Source organism: Candidatus Thiodiazotropha sp. AKAK2 (assembly GCF_058244685.1).
On the sequence record NZ_JBSYOP010000036.1, the window covers coordinates 211,600 to 227,214 of the forward strand.

Annotated in this window: 15 protein-coding genes; 7 read left to right on the forward strand and 8 right to left on the reverse strand. The window is 54.0% G+C overall.

The window, feature by feature from the left end; genetic code table 11:
• Positions 1 to 73: 73 nt before the first annotated feature.
• Complete coding sequence (locus tag AC4IE8_RS19015; RefSeq protein WP_068987901.1) at positions 74 to 508, forward strand: DUF6858 family protein; 435 nt, start codon at positions 74 to 76, stop codon at positions 506 to 508.
• Between the two features lie 24 nt (positions 509 to 532).
• Positions 533 to 919, forward strand: coding sequence for a NifB/NifX family molybdenum-iron cluster-binding protein (locus AC4IE8_RS19020; protein WP_490791743.1), 387 nt, complete (start codon positions 533 to 535; stop codon positions 917 to 919).
• 26 nt (positions 920 to 945) lie between these two features.
• Here the strand turns inward: AC4IE8_RS19020 and AC4IE8_RS19025 are convergent, their stop codons facing one another.
• From AC4IE8_RS19025 to dapA, 6 genes are all read right to left on the reverse strand, one after another.
• Positions 946 to 1,446 carry a GlcG/HbpS family heme-binding protein gene (locus tag AC4IE8_RS19025; RefSeq protein ID WP_068988577.1) on the reverse strand — a complete coding sequence of 167 codons (501 nt, stop codon included), beginning with the start codon at positions 1,444 to 1,446 and terminating at the stop codon, positions 946 to 948.
• Positions 1,447 to 1,595: 149 nt separating this feature from the next.
• Positions 1,596 to 2,807 carry a flavodoxin-dependent (E)-4-hydroxy-3-methylbut-2-enyl-diphosphate synthase gene (gene ispG / locus AC4IE8_RS19030; RefSeq protein WP_068987900.1) on the reverse strand — a complete coding sequence of 404 codons (1,212 nt, stop codon included), beginning with the start codon at positions 2,805 to 2,807 and terminating at the stop codon, positions 1,596 to 1,598.
• A 78-nt stretch (positions 2,808 to 2,885) separates the two neighbouring features.
• Positions 2,886 to 4,154 carry an NAD(P)/FAD-dependent oxidoreductase gene (locus AC4IE8_RS19035; RefSeq protein ID WP_068987899.1) on the reverse strand — a complete coding sequence of 423 codons (1,269 nt, stop codon included), beginning with the start codon at positions 4,152 to 4,154 and terminating at the stop codon, positions 2,886 to 2,888.
• 235 nt (positions 4,155 to 4,389) lie between these two features.
• Complete coding sequence (locus AC4IE8_RS19040) at positions 4,390 to 5,157, reverse strand: MBL fold metallo-hydrolase (RefSeq protein ID WP_068987898.1); 768 nt, start codon at positions 5,155 to 5,157, stop codon at positions 4,390 to 4,392.
• 5 nt (positions 5,158 to 5,162) lie between these two features.
• Complete coding sequence (gene bamC / locus AC4IE8_RS19045; protein WP_068987897.1) at positions 5,163 to 6,305, reverse strand: NlpB/DapX family lipoprotein; 1,143 nt, start codon at positions 6,303 to 6,305, stop codon at positions 5,163 to 5,165.
• A 118-nt stretch (positions 6,306 to 6,423) separates the two neighbouring features.
• A complete protein-coding gene (dapA, locus tag AC4IE8_RS19050) occupies positions 6,424 to 7,299 on the reverse strand; it encodes a 4-hydroxy-tetrahydrodipicolinate synthase (protein ID WP_068987896.1) in 876 nt (291 codons plus the stop codon).
• A 272-nt stretch (positions 7,300 to 7,571) separates the two neighbouring features.
• Between dapA and AC4IE8_RS19055 the strand changes: the two genes are divergently transcribed.
• The 3 genes from AC4IE8_RS19055 to AC4IE8_RS19065 all read left to right on the forward strand — a co-directional run bounded on the left by AC4IE8_RS19055 (position 7,572) and on the right by AC4IE8_RS19065 (position 10,140).
• Positions 7,572 to 8,111 (forward strand): glycine cleavage system transcriptional repressor, encoded by a 540-nt coding sequence (locus AC4IE8_RS19055; RefSeq protein ID WP_068988575.1) that lies wholly within the window; start codon positions 7,572 to 7,574, stop codon positions 8,109 to 8,111.
• Between the two features lie 56 nt (positions 8,112 to 8,167).
• Positions 8,168 to 8,653, forward strand: a complete 486-nt coding sequence (locus tag AC4IE8_RS19060; RefSeq protein WP_068987895.1) for a peroxiredoxin — start codon at positions 8,168 to 8,170, stop codon at positions 8,651 to 8,653.
• 77 nt (positions 8,654 to 8,730) lie between these two features.
• Positions 8,731 to 10,140, forward strand: a complete 1,410-nt coding sequence (locus AC4IE8_RS19065; RefSeq protein WP_068987894.1) for a PhoH family protein — start codon at positions 8,731 to 8,733, stop codon at positions 10,138 to 10,140.
• Between the two features lie 176 nt (positions 10,141 to 10,316).
• On the opposite strand, the gene AC4IE8_RS19070 is transcribed toward AC4IE8_RS19065, so the two are convergent.
• Positions 10,317 to 13,160 carry a hybrid sensor histidine kinase/response regulator gene (locus AC4IE8_RS19070; protein WP_068987893.1) on the reverse strand — a complete coding sequence of 948 codons (2,844 nt, stop codon included), beginning with the start codon at positions 13,158 to 13,160 and terminating at the stop codon, positions 10,317 to 10,319.
• A 188-nt stretch (positions 13,161 to 13,348) separates the two neighbouring features.
• On the opposite strand from AC4IE8_RS19070, the gene AC4IE8_RS19075 reads away from it, so the two are divergent.
• Both AC4IE8_RS19075 and AC4IE8_RS19080 read left to right on the forward strand, forming a co-directional pair.
• Positions 13,349 to 14,038 carry a Crp/Fnr family transcriptional regulator gene (locus AC4IE8_RS19075; protein WP_068987892.1) on the forward strand — a complete coding sequence of 230 codons (690 nt, stop codon included), beginning with the start codon at positions 13,349 to 13,351 and terminating at the stop codon, positions 14,036 to 14,038.
• 206 nt (positions 14,039 to 14,244) lie between these two features.
• Entirely contained in the window at positions 14,245 to 14,436 is a 192-nt protein-coding gene (locus AC4IE8_RS19080) for a YgaP family membrane protein (RefSeq protein WP_068987891.1), read from the forward strand.
• Positions 14,437 to 14,496: 60 nt separating this feature from the next.
• Here the strand turns inward: AC4IE8_RS19080 and AC4IE8_RS19085 are convergent, their stop codons facing one another.
• Entirely contained in the window at positions 14,497 to 15,567 is a 1,071-nt protein-coding gene (locus AC4IE8_RS19085) for an AI-2E family transporter (RefSeq protein WP_068987890.1), read from the reverse strand.
• Positions 15,568 to 15,615 lie beyond the last annotated feature (48 nt).

The window sequence follows — 15,615 nt, forward strand, 5'->3', positions numbered from 1 at the left end:
CGGCCCTGTCAGTACATTTCCAGGACAATAAACTGTTCTGCCATCAAATCCCGATGGTCAATGGAGACGCCACTTGCACCAAGTCGTCAAGGAAATCGAGATTCCGGTATTTTCACTCCAAATCGATCTCGATGAGTGTCGATTTGACTCAATTGAAGAGATTGTTGCCTACTTTGAATCAGAAATTTCGGCCCATAAGGCCGCTGAATTCATTGCCACCTTCGATCACAGGAAGCACACAGCTGAGCTCCCGGAAGGACAGCTGGCAGAGGGTATTGTGGCGGCCTACAATCTGGTGTTCTGTTTCGGCTTCACCCTGCAGACTCCGGATCAACTGGCCAGCCGACCCAGATCGATCGGCATCTGTCAGATGAATGACCAGATCATTGTCTCATTTCTCGAGGCACCCATGCCGGTAGCCAATGCCCTGATGGAAGTGTGGGCCAAATCGCTGCTGATTGAAAATGTCTCAACCGCCCCCCACTTCAAGAGCGTCTCAGCGGAGTAGCTTGCGCATCTTAATACCAGCCCGATGAAGATGATGAAAATTGCCGTAACCAGCCAGAACTTCCGTACCATCACACCCCATGCGGGGAAGTGTCGCCGTTTTCTGATCCTGGGCAGAAATAAACAGGGGGAGCTGATTGAACTCGACAGGTTGGATCTTCCGAAAGAGATGTCCATGCATGAGTTCAAGGGCTTGCGGCACCCGCTTTTTGACTCCGACATCCTGTTGACCGCCAGTGCTGGCCAGGGATTTATCAGACGCCTGCAACAGGAGCAGGTGAAGGTGATCTGTACCAGTGAGACAGATCCCTATCGTGCCGCCGACGCCTTTCTGGAGGGCGAGCCTCTACCGGTGGTAGAAGCCGATGCCCACCACCAGAAGAGTGCTCCGATCATGCCGAAACCTGGTTAGGGTCTGTTAGGCCAAAACACGACGTTTTACATTTCCATCTCCAGATCATCGATCACCTGATCGATTCCCGCCTGGGCACAAGCCTCATCGGTTTCACCGGATGGGGCACCACTCACCCCAACCCCACCGAGCAGTTGGCCACCGGCCTGAACCGGCAATCCGCCGGCGGACATCACCAGCCCGTCCAAACGTCCGATCGGCGTGTCTGCACGGCTCTTCAAAGCTGAGGTGGCGGCATTGAAATTGACGGCGGTGAAGGCTTTCTGGCGACTGATCGGCACGGTGATTTGCGCCGCAATGGTGTCGCGCATGGTCACCTGCACAATACCGTTCCGATCGACCACTGTGACTCCAATCTGGATACCCTGTTTTCTACAGGCCTCGATTGTGGCCAAGGCGATCTGATTGGCTGTCTCCATGGATAGGCGCTTCAGTGTTACCGTTGGTGGAGCTTCATCTTCGGCCTGTACGCCGGGTATTACGCATAGGCTGGTCAGTAGCGCCAGGATTGTCAGGGATCTCTTCATCATCTCCTCCTCAATGGGTGGCTTTATTGTGATTTCAACTCAAGATTTATTCTTCTCCAGACCAGATGCTGATGACGACAGGCTGCAGCTGGTTTCTGGCATCGATTCAAATGCTGTACGGGCTATCGCACCTCGTAGTGACAAGCCCGCTAACGATAATGTTTCTCAACATAGTCATCCACCAGTTGGATAAACTGTTCAGCAATCCGTTCCCCTTTCAGGGTGACCGTTTTTTCTCCATCCACATACACCGGTGCGGAGGGTGACTCCCCGGTGCCCGGCAGACTGATACCGATATTCGCCTGCTTACTCTCCCCCGGACCGTTGACAACACATCCCATCACCGCGACCGACATCTCAGCGACCCCCGGATGCCGCTCCTGCCAGCCTGGCATCCGTTCACGCAAGTGAGTCTGGACCTGTTGGGCCAACTGTTGAAAAAAGGTACTGGTGGTTCGACCGCAGCCGGGACAGGCAACCACCATCGGCGTGAAAGCTCGTATACCCATCGATTGCAGCAACTCCTGGGCTACGATCACTTCCTGGGTCCTTGCCCCACCGGGTTCCGGTGTCAGAGAGATACGAATCGTGTCACCGATCCCCTCCTGCAGCAGCACCGCCAGGGCCGCACTGGAGGCTACGATACCCTTCGATCCCATACCTGCTTCGGTAAGACCGAGGTGCAAGGCATAGTCACATCGACTGGCCAGCTCCCGATAGACCGCAATCAGATCCTGTACCCCGCTCATTTTACAGGAGAGCACGATCTGTGACGGGGAGAGACCCAGCTCAATCGCCTGCTGGGCACTCTCCAGGGCCGAGGTCACCATGATTTCCCGGGTCATCTGATCCGCATCCAGCGGTCTCTCCGCACGGGCATTCTGATCCATCATGCGGGCTACCAGACCCTTATCCAGGCTGCCCCAGTTGACGCCGATTCTAACCGGCTTCTGATGCTCACAGGCGAGCTCGATCATGCGCGCATACTGGGAGTCACGCTTCTCTCCACTGCCCACATTGCCGGGATTGATTCGATACTTGGCCAAGGCCCGGGCGCAGTCGGGATGATCGCTCAGCAGACGATGCCCATTGAAGTGAAAATCCCCCACCAACGGCACATCAAGCCCCTGTTGATCCAAACGCTCACGGATTCGGCTAACCGCTTTCGCAGCCGCTTCATTGTTCACGGTGATCCTCACCATTTCCGAACCGGCGCGGGCCAGAGCCGCCACTTGTTCGCTGGTGGCGTCAACATCCGCCGTGTCTGTGTTGGTCATCGACTGCACGACCACCGGGGCGTCGCTGCCGATCACCACACCACCTACCACGACACTTCGGGTTTGATGTCTTGTGATTGCCATGTATGGGCCTGTTGGCCTGGAGGGCCTGTTAACTGCAAACCAGCGGCTCTGATTGCCGCTGGATAAATTGGCGGAATGTTACTTCAGTTTACCGATACCTAACATCTTGAGAATGTACTTTTCGTAGATCGGTTCCGAAGTTCCCTTTTTCATCTTGCGGATGAAGTATTTTTCAAACGCGATCTTGGCCATATGAACCCATTTACCCTTCTTGAACCAAGCCACATTTCGCGGTGGTATCTGGGGCAATGCAACGAAGGCAGCACCAGTATCCCCCATATCCGCCAGACAGATCGCATTCCAGGTTGCCAGGGTTGTTCCCTCCTTGCCCGCCAGATCAGCCGCAATATTGTGCACAATCGCGGTCACCATGGATTCGATCATATAGCCGGTTTTCGGCGCACCGGTCGGTACCGCGGTTGCTTCCACCGGAGGGATGGCGATACAGACACCCGCTGCATAGATATTGGGGTATTTGGGATTGCGCTGATGATCATCGACAAACACAAAACCTCGTGGATTACACAAGCCTTCCACTTCGGCTACCGCATCCACTCCCTTGAATGCCGGCAGCATCATTGAGTATTCAAACGCCAGTTCATGATCCTTTATCTTGTGGCCGGAATCATCGAACTGCTCCACAAACATCTTGCCATATTCAACCTTGGTCACTTTTGCATTGGTGATCCAGTTGATATGGTGATTGCGAAAATCACTCTCCAGAAAACCTTTCGAATCACCTACGCCGCCAAGCCCCAGATGACCAATATAGGGTTCGGAGGTGACAAAAGTGATCGGTACCTTGTCACGGACTTTGCGCTTACGCAGGTCTGAATCCATGATAAAGGCAAACTCATAGGCCGGTCCGAAACAGCTGGCAAAAGGCATAGCACCGATAATCACATGCCCTGGCTCGTCGAGCAGATCAAGATAGGCCTGATAGGCCTTTTCAGCATGGTCGACGGTACAGATCGATTCGGTAAAACCATCCGGTCCGCTGCCTTCAACCTCTTCAAATGCCAACCTGGGTCCGGTCGCGATCACCAGATAGTCGAATTCCACGCTGTCGCCATTATCCAGCGTGAGCCGATTGGCATCCGGATCGATCTTCTCTACCCGTTGGGCGATGAAGTTGATGCCTTTACGCTCGAGATGGGGGCGGATATCAAAGGTGATATGGGAGCGGTCGCGCCAGCCGACTGCCAGCCATGGGTTGGATGGTACGAACTGGAAATACTCCCGTTCATTGATCATCGTGACTTCATGTTCGCGACCAAGCTCCATGCGAAGTTCGTAAGCACATGGCATCCCGCCAGTCCCGGCACCTATAACCACGATATGCGCCATATCGTAAAACCTCCACCCTCCTGATTCTTCTATCTGTTTCACGATGTTGCCAGGAGAGGATACAACACCGTTCATTATCAAGCTTACCAGTCTATATCCAAGCTACTGAAATTCAAAGCTATTGAAGTAATTCAGTATGCTCTAATCTACCTGAATGAAGGCATCTGAAGCGAGCTGGCGATGAGCCTGTTCAGACAAACCCTGTCAGCCCGGGAGAGCTGTCTACACAGGGTCACTAGACACTTAACCAGTCACTGACACAATGCTGCTCAGCCAGACTGATGCGGGCTTCCAGCTCGGGCAGATGGAGGGAAACCATCGATTTGACCAACTCAGGATCGTTGTTCTTCTCACTGATATGGGAGGCCACCAGATGGCTGAACCGTTCCACCGGCACCCGGCTGAGCAACTGTAACGCCTGCTGATTGCTCAAATGACCATGACTGCCACCTACCCTGGCCTGTAACGACGGCGGATAGGGGCCTTCCGCCAGCATCTGCAGGTCGTGATTGAACTCCAGCACCAGACTGTCGCAGGATTGCAAACGCTCGATGATATGGGGCGTAATATGGCCTACATCGGTGAGTACCCCGAGGCTTTGCTTGCCGGTTGTCAGGACAAACTGACAGGGCTCTCTTGAATCGTGGGGCACTGGATAGGGGTGGATGGCGATATCCTCGATCGTCCAGGGTCCGGTGTGACAGTCGATCAACTCGAGCTGGGGCAGCTCTCCGTAGCTGGCGCTGTGATAGGTGCCCGGAGTCATCCAAACCGGAAGAGCGTAACGCCGCGCCATTGCCCCCACACCCCGAATATGGTCCCCATGTTCATGGGTGATCAGGATCCCGGTCAGGCTGGCCGGGTCCACATCCAGTTGTTTCAACCGACGCTCAATCTCCCGAGCCGCAAAACCGCAATCGAGAAGTATTCTTGCATTGGCTGATTCAATAAGCAGAGCATTACCACGGCTGCCACTGCCAAGGTAGGCGAATCGCAAGGGCATAGGGATCAGCGTATCTGTTCGTGGATCAGACCCAAAATGGTTTTAACAGCCACCTGATCGGCTGCTTCACCCTGCTCATTTCTCACCACCACCCGGGTAGCCTCACCCTCCGCCAGCAGTTTCACCTGATACTGAACCTCAGTATCGATCTTGCTCTCTTCGTCATCCCAGAAAGCCAACAGTGAGAAGAAACCTTTCTCTTCCTGCTCTTCATTCAGCAGGTTGCTGTAGCGAACGAAATAGGTACCACTGGAGCGATCCCGGTCTTCCACGGCAAAACCTACCCGGTCCAGCGCAACCCCAGTCAGACGCCAGGCCCGTGCAAAGGCTTCATCGATCCATAATTCAGGCTGCTCGTCAGTCTCTACCAGACGAGCCCGATCCTGTTTGGAATCCGGCGCGGATATGGCCTGTTGTGCTTTTTCGTTAGCAACGCCCAGATGGACCATCAGACTGCGCAGCATCGAGGCCTCGATATCCGGATCGTTCGGCCTGGGAGACCAGTAAGTGGTATCGGCATCACCACTGATATCCTCTTTCAGCTTCTCTTCCATGCCACGATGGGTCAGATAGAGCTCGGTGGTGCCTGGTTCCAGACCGTTATCAAGACGCACACGAAACTGGTCTCTCGTCGCAGAGCTATAGACACTACCCAGTGCCTGGCGGAAGAATTCAGTGATGTATCCCTGTTTGATATCAGCCCGACTCTCAAGCCAGTCGGTCTTCATCACACCCACCGCCGGATTCTGTTCCACCAGCAGCAAACCGTTCTTACGCCAGAACTCAATCACTTTTGGCCACACCTTTGTGGGTGTCGCTGCGATCACCAGCCAGCGCTTGTCACCATCCCGCTCAACCTGGATGCCTTCAAACGACGGCAGCACCTCTTCGGCTACGATGGTGCCAAAGCTGCGTTTTTCCCTCTGGGTGGCATACTCTTCGTAGGATGCACTTCCGGCACCGGGAATGGTCATCGCATCCTGAATCGCATTGCTTGAAAGATCCGGCGGGATCTCCAGATCGTCCACACTCTCTTTCTGGCTGCGATATTCACGTTCCGAATCGGAGAAATACCCCCCGTCGGAACTACAGCCGGAGATAAACAGAATCAACGAGATCAGAGAGAGAAGAGTTGGGTTTAAATGCATATTATGAAGTTTTGTCAGATTATACTCTGTTGCCTATGACAAGGATTTGTAAATCTAGTTTACCAAGCCTTGCCTGAGACGGGGATTTTGTGAGGCATACATGCCACATCGACTGCGATCACAAAACCCCGGCCTGGCGCATCGCCTCACGAACCTGAGGCTCGGATGAGGCAGTCATCCAGGTCAATGGCAGCCGGATGCCTTTGTTTGCCAATCCAAGTTCGGACATCGCCCACTTGACGGGTATCGGGCTCGATTCCACAAACAGCGCGCTGTGCAGGCCGGCCAGCTGCTGATCGAGAGACTCGGCCTCAGCCCGGTTTCCAGCCAGAGCCGCCGCCACCATCTCATGCATCAATTTCGGCGCGACATTCGCCGTCACAGAGATGACACCATGTCCACCTTGCAACAGAAATTCGCAACCGGTGGCGTCATCACCACTATAGAGCTCAAACTCGGAACCGCACAGATCCCGGATCTGATGCAGCCGATCCAGATCACCTGTCGCCTCTTTGACACCGATGATATTGGCCACGGATGAGAGTCGACCCACTGTCTCAGGCAACATGTCACAGGCTGTACGGCCAGGCACATTGTAGAGGATCTGCGGTATCTCCACCGCCTCTGCCACCGCCTTGTAGTGCTGGTATAACCCTTCCTGGGTGGGTTTGTTGTAATAAGGGGTAACCAACAGGCAAGCATCGGCGCCCGCCTGCTTGGCGCAACGGGTCAGATCAATCGCTTCCCGGGTGGAATTGGCGCCGGTACCGGCAATCACCGGAATCCGCCCAGCCACATACTCAACCACCCGACGAATCACCGCACAATGCTCCTCTTCGTCCAGAGTAGCCGATTCACCGGTGGTACCAACGGCGACAATGGCGTCACTGCCCTGCTCGACGTGAAAATCCACCAAGCCCCGCAAGGCGTTGTCATCCAGGACGCCGTCTTCACTCATCGGAGTGATCATTGCTACCATACTGCCGTGAAACATCAGTCCACACCCCTAACTTTATATCAATCCGCAATGTTAGCCTGTGGCTCGTGACTCTGACAAGTAGTGTATATATTTAGGCCGAAGCAGTGGGCTACAAAGGCGTGTAGAGCGTAAGGTTCCGGTTTCCGGTGGAAACAAAACTCTGAGGGCCTGTTTAACCCACTGATTCGGAATTAAACCATGAGATGCTCATGAAATATCGCTTGCGGCTCATTCCTGGTGTTACACTCGACATAACCGTGAACAATAACTGGGGTTTAGAGATATCAATGACCACACCGAAAAACTTTCTGGTTATCTCCGCACTTGGCAAAGACCAGCCTGGCATCGTTAAAAATCTTTCCAAAAAAATCCTCGACGAGGGTTGCAACATAACAGACAGCAGGATGACCGTTCTCGGCGGTGAGTTTGCCATACTGCTGTTGATCGAGGGCCCATGGAACACCCTGGCCAAGCTGGAGTCCGCCGTGCCGGAGCTGCAGAAGGATCTTGGTCTGACCATCATCTGCAAACGTACCGAAGGCCGGGTTCAATCCAGCAACCAGCTACCCTATCTGGTGGAGGTGGTCTCCATGGACCATCCGGGTATCGTCAACAAACTGGCAGAATTTTTTTCCGAACGTCAGATCAATATCGAAGATATGACCACCAGCAGCTATTCCGCCGCCCATACCGGCACCCCGATGTTCTCGGTACACCTGAGCGTGGGCATACCCTCGGACAGACAAATCGCCGTGCTCAGAGAGGAGTTCATGGATTACTGTGATGCTCTCAACCTGGACGCTGTCATCGAACCCATTAAAGGCTAGTGTACTGTCTCATACTAACACGTGATACCTGAGGCCCTAAGGAGGAGTCCCCACACATGAGCTCGATCGCCATTGGTAAAACCGTACCTGACATCCCACTGCCGGCTACGGGTGATAAAGAGATAAAATTCAGCGATTTTCGCGGCAAACCCATTGTGCTCTACTTCTATCCCAAGGCCAGCACACCCGGCTGCACTCAGGAGGGCCTGGACTTTACCGCCGCAATCGCCAAGTTTCGCCGTCAGTCGGCGGTCATTCTTGGTGTCTCCCGTGACGGGGTAAAGGCCCAGGAGAACTTCAAATCCAAACAAGGCTTCCCTTTCGAGCTGCTCTCGGACAAGGAAGAGACCCTCTGCAACAGCTTCGATGTCATCAAGATGAAATCGATGTACGGCAAAAAAGTACGCGGCATCGAACGCAGCACATTCCTGATCGACGAAGCTGGAAAACTACGCCATGAGTGGCGCAAAGTGAAAGTCAAAGGCCATGCTGAAGAGGTCCTGGAAACGCTTAAGGCCATGCGATCCGGAAAACTCGCCTGAACCAGCACCAGATATATTTCAATCACCAAGGCACGACGCCATGGCCGTTAATCGCTTGCCTGTAGATGAGACCCAGCATGTCAGAAAACCAAGCTAAGAAACCCCGTCTGTTCGTCCTGGACACCAATGTTCTGATGCACGACCCAACCGCCCTGTTCCGTTTCAAGGAGCACGACATCTATCTGCCGATGGTGGTGCTTGAAGAGCTGGACAAAGGCAAGAAAGGCATGTCCGAGGTGGCGCGCAATGTGCGTCAGACCAGCCGTTTTCTCGATGAGCTGATGGGCCATGTCTCACAAGAGACGATCAGTCAGGGCATCCCGCTGAATACCCTTCAATTCAATGGCTCAACCGATTCAGTCACGGGTCATCTGATGTTTCAGACCAAACCGGTGAGCCAGGATCTACCCTTGAGCCTGCCGGGAAACACCCCGGACAACAACATCCTGGCCACCGCATTGAGCCTGCAGTCAGACTATCCGGAGAAGCGGATCGTGCTGGTCTCCAAGGATATCAATCTGCGCATCAAGGCGACCGTGCTGGGGATACGAGCCGAAGATTACAGTAACGATCAGGTACTTGAAGATGTCAATCTGCTCTACAGCGGACTCGATGAGGTTGCTGCTGATTTCTGGGAGCAACACACCAAGGAGCTGGAGTCCTGGCAGGAGGAAGGAAGGACCTTCTACCGGGTCAGCGGTCCGGATACCCAGTCCTGGTATCCCAGCCAGTGCCTCTACCTGAAGGGCGGTGAGGGTTTCCAGGCGATTGTCAGAGAGAAGCAGGAGGAGAGCGCGGTCATCGAACTGGCGGAGGACTACAGCAATCCAAAACATGCCGTCTGGGGCATCACGGCACGTAACCAGGAACAGAACTACGCACTGAATCTGCTGCTTGATCCAGACCTCGATTTTGTCTCCCTGCTGGGCACCGCCGGTACCGGTAAGACCCTGCTGACCCTGGCTGCGGGATTGGTGCAGACCCTGGATCTCAACCTCTACCGGGAGATCATCATGACCCGGGTCACCGTACCTGTCGGTGAGGACATCGGTTTCCTACCTGGTACGGAGGAGGAGAAAATGACCCCCTGGATGGGGGCGCTGATGGATAACCTGGAAGTACTCACCCAGACCGAAGGAGGCGAATGGGGGCGTGCCGCCACCGAGGATCTGCTACGCAGCCGGATTCGTATCCACTCACTCAATTTCATGCGTGGCCGGACCTTCCTGAACAAGTACATCATTCTCGATGAGGCGCAGAACCTCACCCCCAAACAGATGAAAACCCTGATCACCCGCGCTGGACCGGGTACCAAGATCGTCTGTCTGGGCAACGTGGCACAGATCGACACCCCTTATCTGACAGAGACCACATCCGGCCTCACCTATGCGGTTGATCGATTCAAGAACTGGCCCCACAGCGGACATATCACCTTGCAGCGGGGTGAGCGTTCACGTCTGGCGGATTACGCTTCCGCCAATCTGTAATCGGATGAGCGTTCACACGCCCTAAGTAAAAAATTTGGGTAAACCGGATCCATTGATTTGGAACCCGTGATGCTTTCTTGAGGATTTGAGATGAGGAAGAGCCGCTACCCAGCCGGCTGAGTCAGCTGACCAGAATCAGCCTGTAAATTTGCGTTCATTTGCGGATTGAACAAAACCTAATGAATGCTACCCCGATCAACGATACTCTTGAGTTCGGTGATCGAGCGCCGATAGACCTCGGCTGTTTGATTGTAGCTGGCCACCAGTCCGTTGCTATCCCCTTGGCGACCTTTGAATTCCAGATCCCGGGCCAGGATCGAGAGCTCCATGGCTCCCACATTGGCACTGCTCGATTTCAACGGATGAGCCGATTTGACCAACCCCTCCATATCCCCGGACTTGACCGCATCCCGAATACCGAGCATCAGGCCTGGCGCACTCTTAAGATAACTTTCGAGCACAGAAACAAAATCCTCCTCCATGATTTCATAGAGTTCTTCCAGCACACTGCGGTCTATCATGCCGCTTGATGTCATGCTTGTATCTCCACCAACTTCTAGCAATCCCTCACTTGACATATCAACTTCGGTATCTTCACTAGCCTCACTCTGATCTTCCCTTAGACTAGCATCCTCGCCTGGATATATCATCTCCTCCATAGGCAACCATTGACGCAGCATATTCTCCAATTGCGCCGGCTTCACCGGTTTGGAAAGATAATCATCCATTCCCACCGCCAGACAACGTTCCCGGTCCCCGGCCATGGCGTTGGCGGTCATCGCGATGACCGGAGTACGCATCAATCCCTGGTTCTGTTCCCGCTCCCGAATCGCCTCCGTCGCCTCGTAGCCATCCATCCTCGGCATCTGGCAATCCATTAGCACCACATCAAACTGCTCGGCTTGCAGTGCCTCCATCGCCTCAACTCCGTCATTGGAGGTTACCGGTGACAATCCCGCCTTCTCAAGCATCTTTTTCACCACCGCCTGATTGACCGGATTATCCTCAACCACCAAAACCCGTCCAACCAGTTTGGTATGCTGCTGATCCTGTTTGATATCCTCTGCCCGTTTCGCACCGGGTTCCGGCAATGGTTCATCCTGACTGTCCTGCCAGGCAAGGTGGTCGTCGGGCATGCGCGGCACCGGTATCTCTTCCGGCATGGTCGCCGCCCCAGGCGTCTGCTCAACATCGAAAATTCGATACAGTCGCTGCTTGATCTCTTTCGCGGTGGCATGAGGACTCAGGCACTCGACACCCATCGCTTCGTAGGTGAGTTGATCCTCCTCAGGCAGATTCACGGCAAGTATCTCCACCTCCCGCATATGGGGTACTTCTCTGGCCGAGCCGATGGTCTTACTCAGATTGACACTCGACAGCCCCCCATCAAGCACCATCAGTTCATAGCGCCAACTCGCACCCAGGTTGGCGGAGGACTTGAGCTTGCTGAGTGCGTCGTACTGATCCTCGGACTGCTCGACCAGCATCCCCTCTTCCTTCAGTGCATAGAGCAGCTGCCGGGTCTCTGCAGAGGTCTTGTTGGCAAGCAGCAGGGTACGGAGATCCTGAAGATTGCGTCTTCCGGATGGCATCTCCTGCAGTGATTTGCGCATTGGCAGTATGAACCAGAAGTAGGAGCCTTTTCCCGGTGTGGATTTAACCCCGATCTTCCCCCCCATCAATTCGGTCAGGCGCTTGCAGATCACCAGCCCCAGGCCGGTACCGCCATGCTTGCGGGTTGTTGAGGCATCCGCCTGGGAAAAGGGTTCGAACAGGCGCTCCACCTGCTCCTGGGTCATGCCGATGCCGGTATCACGCACGGCAAACATCAGATCCACCTCGGTGCGTGAGGTCTGACGATTGGTCAGCTCAACCGACACCTCCCCATGCTCAGTAAACTTCACCGCATTACTAACCAGGTTGGTGAGTATCTGGCGCAGACGGATCGGATCGCCACGAACCGTTTTCGGTACATCCCGGTCAATACGGTAACCCAGCTTCAAATTGCGCCGATCGGCTGCGTTCTTCATCAACGATGTGACTTGCTCGATGGTGCCTTCCAGATTGAGCTCGATAAACTCAAGATCGAGTTTCCCGGCTTCGATCTTGGAGAAGTCGAGAATGTCGTTGATGATGCTGAGCAACAGCTGAGAGGAGTTCAGGGCGGTGGCGACAAACTGCTTCTGTTCCCCATTCAGCTTGGTCTCCAGGAGCATTTCCAGAATCGGCAGAATGCCATTCAGTGGGGTTCGAATCTCATGACTCATGGTGGCGAGAAACTCTGATTTGGCCAGATTGGCCCCCTCCGCCGCCTCCTTGGCGAGAAACAGCTCCTGTTCCACAGACTGGCGCTGATCATTCTCCTGAATCAGCCGGCTGCGCATTTCACTCAATTCGGTTTCCGATGCCACCATCCGTTCATGCAACAATACCCGGTTGGCGGCGATCAACAGATAGCCTTGTTGATAGACCGTCATCCAGGCAGCCAGAATCAGCAGCGCCAATGCGTAGGCGATCAACCCGGCAATAAACTCCTCACTGACACTCCCCTGCTCACCGTTTAAAACCACCATAACCACCATTGAGGCGGTCAGTACAAAAATGATACTGAAGAAAGTATCGATGGTGAGCAAAAGTGCGGTAAGCAGAAAGACCGTACCGATCAGCACCAGATCGATCACCAGAAACTCAGTCGATTCCGGATTGAAGAGCAGATGGAGCAGAGCCGCCGCCCACAACAGACCGAGTAACAGGACGCCGGGCAACAGGGCATAGCGCCAGAGCTGTAATCTGTCCAGTTCGCTATACCTGGCAGCCAGTGTCAACACGCTCTGACCGATCAGTAGCAGAGCAAACAGCCCGCCCCAGATCACGCCCTGATCAAACTCCCACACCTTGTTGAGATAGAAGAAGATCGCGCCGGCGATAAAATTGGCGATAATCAGGGTTACACCATTGGCATATAACAGGCGTACTCGCTCTTTCTTTATTTTAATCGCTTCTATGTCCGCTTCTGACATGACAGTAATTCGGCGCCTAACATCACAAATATCTAGTAAATTAGCATATCCTGAATACAACTGCCTCATTTACAAGCATTTCAGTTTGAACCCACTATTCACATTGCATTGGATCGCCGCAACAAACTACTATCGGCAACGATCCCCCTGTTCGATCAATAACGTGACAGCAAAAGCTTGAGGTTGACTTGATTTCCGACACCAGCAACATAACCCAAATTACCCGGCAGTTTCAGTTTCTGCAGCAGGCGGAGAGCGACTTTAAACAGAGGTTTTTTGACCGTGCCAGCAAGATCGGCCTGCCAGCCGACCAACCGATCTGTCACCAGGGCACTGAATGTTCCCATTTGGCTCTGGTGATCTCGGGAACCGCCCGGGTTTACAAACTGAGTGAGAACGGCCGGGAGATTACCCTCTATCGGATCGGCCCCGGCGAGAGCTGCATTCTCACCGCCTCCTGCATCATGAATGGAGAGCCTTTTCCAGCCTATGCGGTCTCGGAAGAACCGATCGAAGCAGTGCTGATCAGTACCGCGGATGTGATTCGCTGGACGGACGAGATCCCTGCCTGGCGTAACTATCTTTTCAATTTGATCAGCAGCAGACTCACCGAGGTGATCGGCATTGTGGAAGAGATCGCCTTTCGCCGGGTAGACCGTCGTCTGGCAGGGCACCTGATTCAACTCGGCAAACAGAGTGGCGCAAGAATCGAATCGACCCATCAGATGATCGCCTCTGACCTCGGAACTTCCCGTGAGGTCGTCAGTCGCATTTTAAAAGACCTTGAGCAACAGCAGATGATCTCCACTGCCAGAGGTGTCATCAATATCTGTGATGAACAGCGTCTGATCGAGAAGAGTCGTGAAAACCACTATTAGAGCCTGTTAACACTCATCCGGCACCTGAGCACCACCTGCAGTGTGACTTAGTCACATACATTTGCGTAGTGGAGATCTATCCTCTGATCCACCATTGATCCGATGCGTTAGATAGTCCGCAGGCGCAGGGTCAATTTCAAACCATTGTGGCGAATCAAGCCCTGGTCTGAACAAAAGCGGTTTATGTATTACTCAGGAGAAATAACATGACTCAAAATGTAGGCAGTATTGAACGTATTCTCAGGATTGTGGGTGGTCTGGCGATTCTTGGATGGGGCTTCCTGCTCAGTGACCCGATCAACTGGCTTGGCGCCATTGGTGCTGTGCCGCTGGTTACCGGGCTGGTCTCCTACTGCCCACTGTGGAGCCTGTTTGGCATCAACACCAAAAAAGCCTGAGACTCCCAGCATTGCTGACAGCCTGCCCGGCACTCCCCATTCCGGGGAGCCGGGCAGGGGTTATTTTACAGCCGCCTCATCCACCAGCTCATTCCGCGGCCAGGCCGCCAGCACAGCCTGCACCAGTGTGGCCAGTGGAATGGCGAAAAACACCCCCCAGAATCCCCAAAAGCCACCGAACACCAGAATCGCCACAATAATGGCAACCGGATGCAGATTGACCACCTCTGAAAAGAGCAATGGCACCAGTACATTGCCATCCAGGGCCTGAATGATGAAATAGATCGCGGCCAACCAGGCGAAGTCTGAGGACCAGCCCCACTGAAACCAGGCGATGAACAGCACTGGAATGGTCACCACAGCAGCACCGATGTAGGGAATGATCACCGACAAACCCACCAATACCGCCAACAGCAGAGCATAATTCAATCCCAGCATCGAAAAGGCGACAAAGCTGCATGACCAGATGATGATGATCTCCCAGAACTTCCCGCGCACGTAGTTGGCGATCTGCACATCCACATCCTTCCAGACTGTTACCGAGAAGCGTCGATGGCGGGGAAGATAAGAGACGAACCAGTCGATGATCAGCTGCTTGTCCTTGAGAAAGAAGAACACCAGCAGGGGCATCAGGATCAGGTAGACCACCAGGGTGATCACCCCGACCACCGAGGCGAGGGACCAGCTGACGGCCTGCTGGGCAAACGAGGCGACCTCGTTACGCAGTTGCTGGATCAGCTGATCCACCTGTGCCTGGGGAATCAGATCCGGATACCGTTCGGGTAGCTGCATCAACGCCTGCTGTCCCATAGCGATCATACTGGGCAGCTGTTGCAGAAAGTCCGTTACCTGGCGGGAGAGCAGCGGTAGCAGTCCAAGCAGGATCAGGGCGACAAACAGCAGAAACAGAATGAACACCAGGACCACCGAGATCAGCCTGGGCCAGGAGCGACGCTCCATTTGTGTCACGATTCCCTCAAGCAGGTAGGCGATCACGATACTCGCCAATACCGGCGCGAGCATATCCCCCATGATGATCACGATACCGAAAAAAAGGATCAGGAAGAGGGTTAAAAAGATGATCTGAGGATCGGAGAAGTAGCGCTTGAACCAGTTGGTAATGACCTGCATTTGAATAACCCGGTACCAAATAGGCGGATGTTAGGGCCTGTTAACACG

Bases quoted from the DNA above. Each gene is read 5' to 3' on its own strand.
- AC4IE8_RS19020 (WP_490791743.1), top strand. From the start codon at position 533: ATGAAGATGATGAAAATTGCCGTAACCAGCCAGAACTTCCGTACCATC.
- AC4IE8_RS19025 (WP_068988577.1), bottom strand. From the start codon at position 1,446: ATGAAGAGATCCCTGACAATCCTGGCGCTACTGACCAGCCTATGCGTA.
- ispG (WP_068987900.1), bottom strand. From the start codon at position 2,807: ATGGCAATCACAAGACATCAAACCCGAAGTGTCGTGGTAGGTGGTGTG.
- AC4IE8_RS19035 (WP_068987899.1), bottom strand. From the start codon at position 4,154: ATGGCGCATATCGTGGTTATAGGTGCCGGGACTGGCGGGATGCCATGT.
- AC4IE8_RS19040 (WP_068987898.1), bottom strand. From the start codon at position 5,157: ATGCCCTTGCGATTCGCCTACCTTGGCAGTGGCAGCCGTGGTAATGCT.
- bamC (WP_068987897.1), bottom strand. From the start codon at position 6,305: ATGCATTTAAACCCAACTCTTCTCTCTCTGATCTCGTTGATTCTGTTT.
- dapA (WP_068987896.1), bottom strand. From the start codon at position 7,299: ATGTTTCACGGCAGTATGGTAGCAATGATCACTCCGATGAGTGAAGAC.
- AC4IE8_RS19055 (WP_068988575.1), top strand. From the start codon at position 7,572: ATGACCACACCGAAAAACTTTCTGGTTATCTCCGCACTTGGCAAAGAC.
- AC4IE8_RS19060 (WP_068987895.1), top strand. From the start codon at position 8,168: ATGAGCTCGATCGCCATTGGTAAAACCGTACCTGACATCCCACTGCCG.
- AC4IE8_RS19065 (WP_068987894.1), top strand. From the start codon at position 8,731: ATGTCAGAAAACCAAGCTAAGAAACCCCGTCTGTTCGTCCTGGACACC.
- AC4IE8_RS19070 (WP_068987893.1), bottom strand. From the start codon at position 13,160: ATGTCAGAAGCGGACATAGAAGCGATTAAAATAAAGAAAGAGCGAGTA.
- AC4IE8_RS19080 (WP_068987891.1), top strand. From the start codon at position 14,245: ATGACTCAAAATGTAGGCAGTATTGAACGTATTCTCAGGATTGTGGGT.
- AC4IE8_RS19085 (WP_068987890.1), bottom strand. From the start codon at position 15,567: ATGCAGGTCATTACCAACTGGTTCAAGCGCTACTTCTCCGATCCTCAG.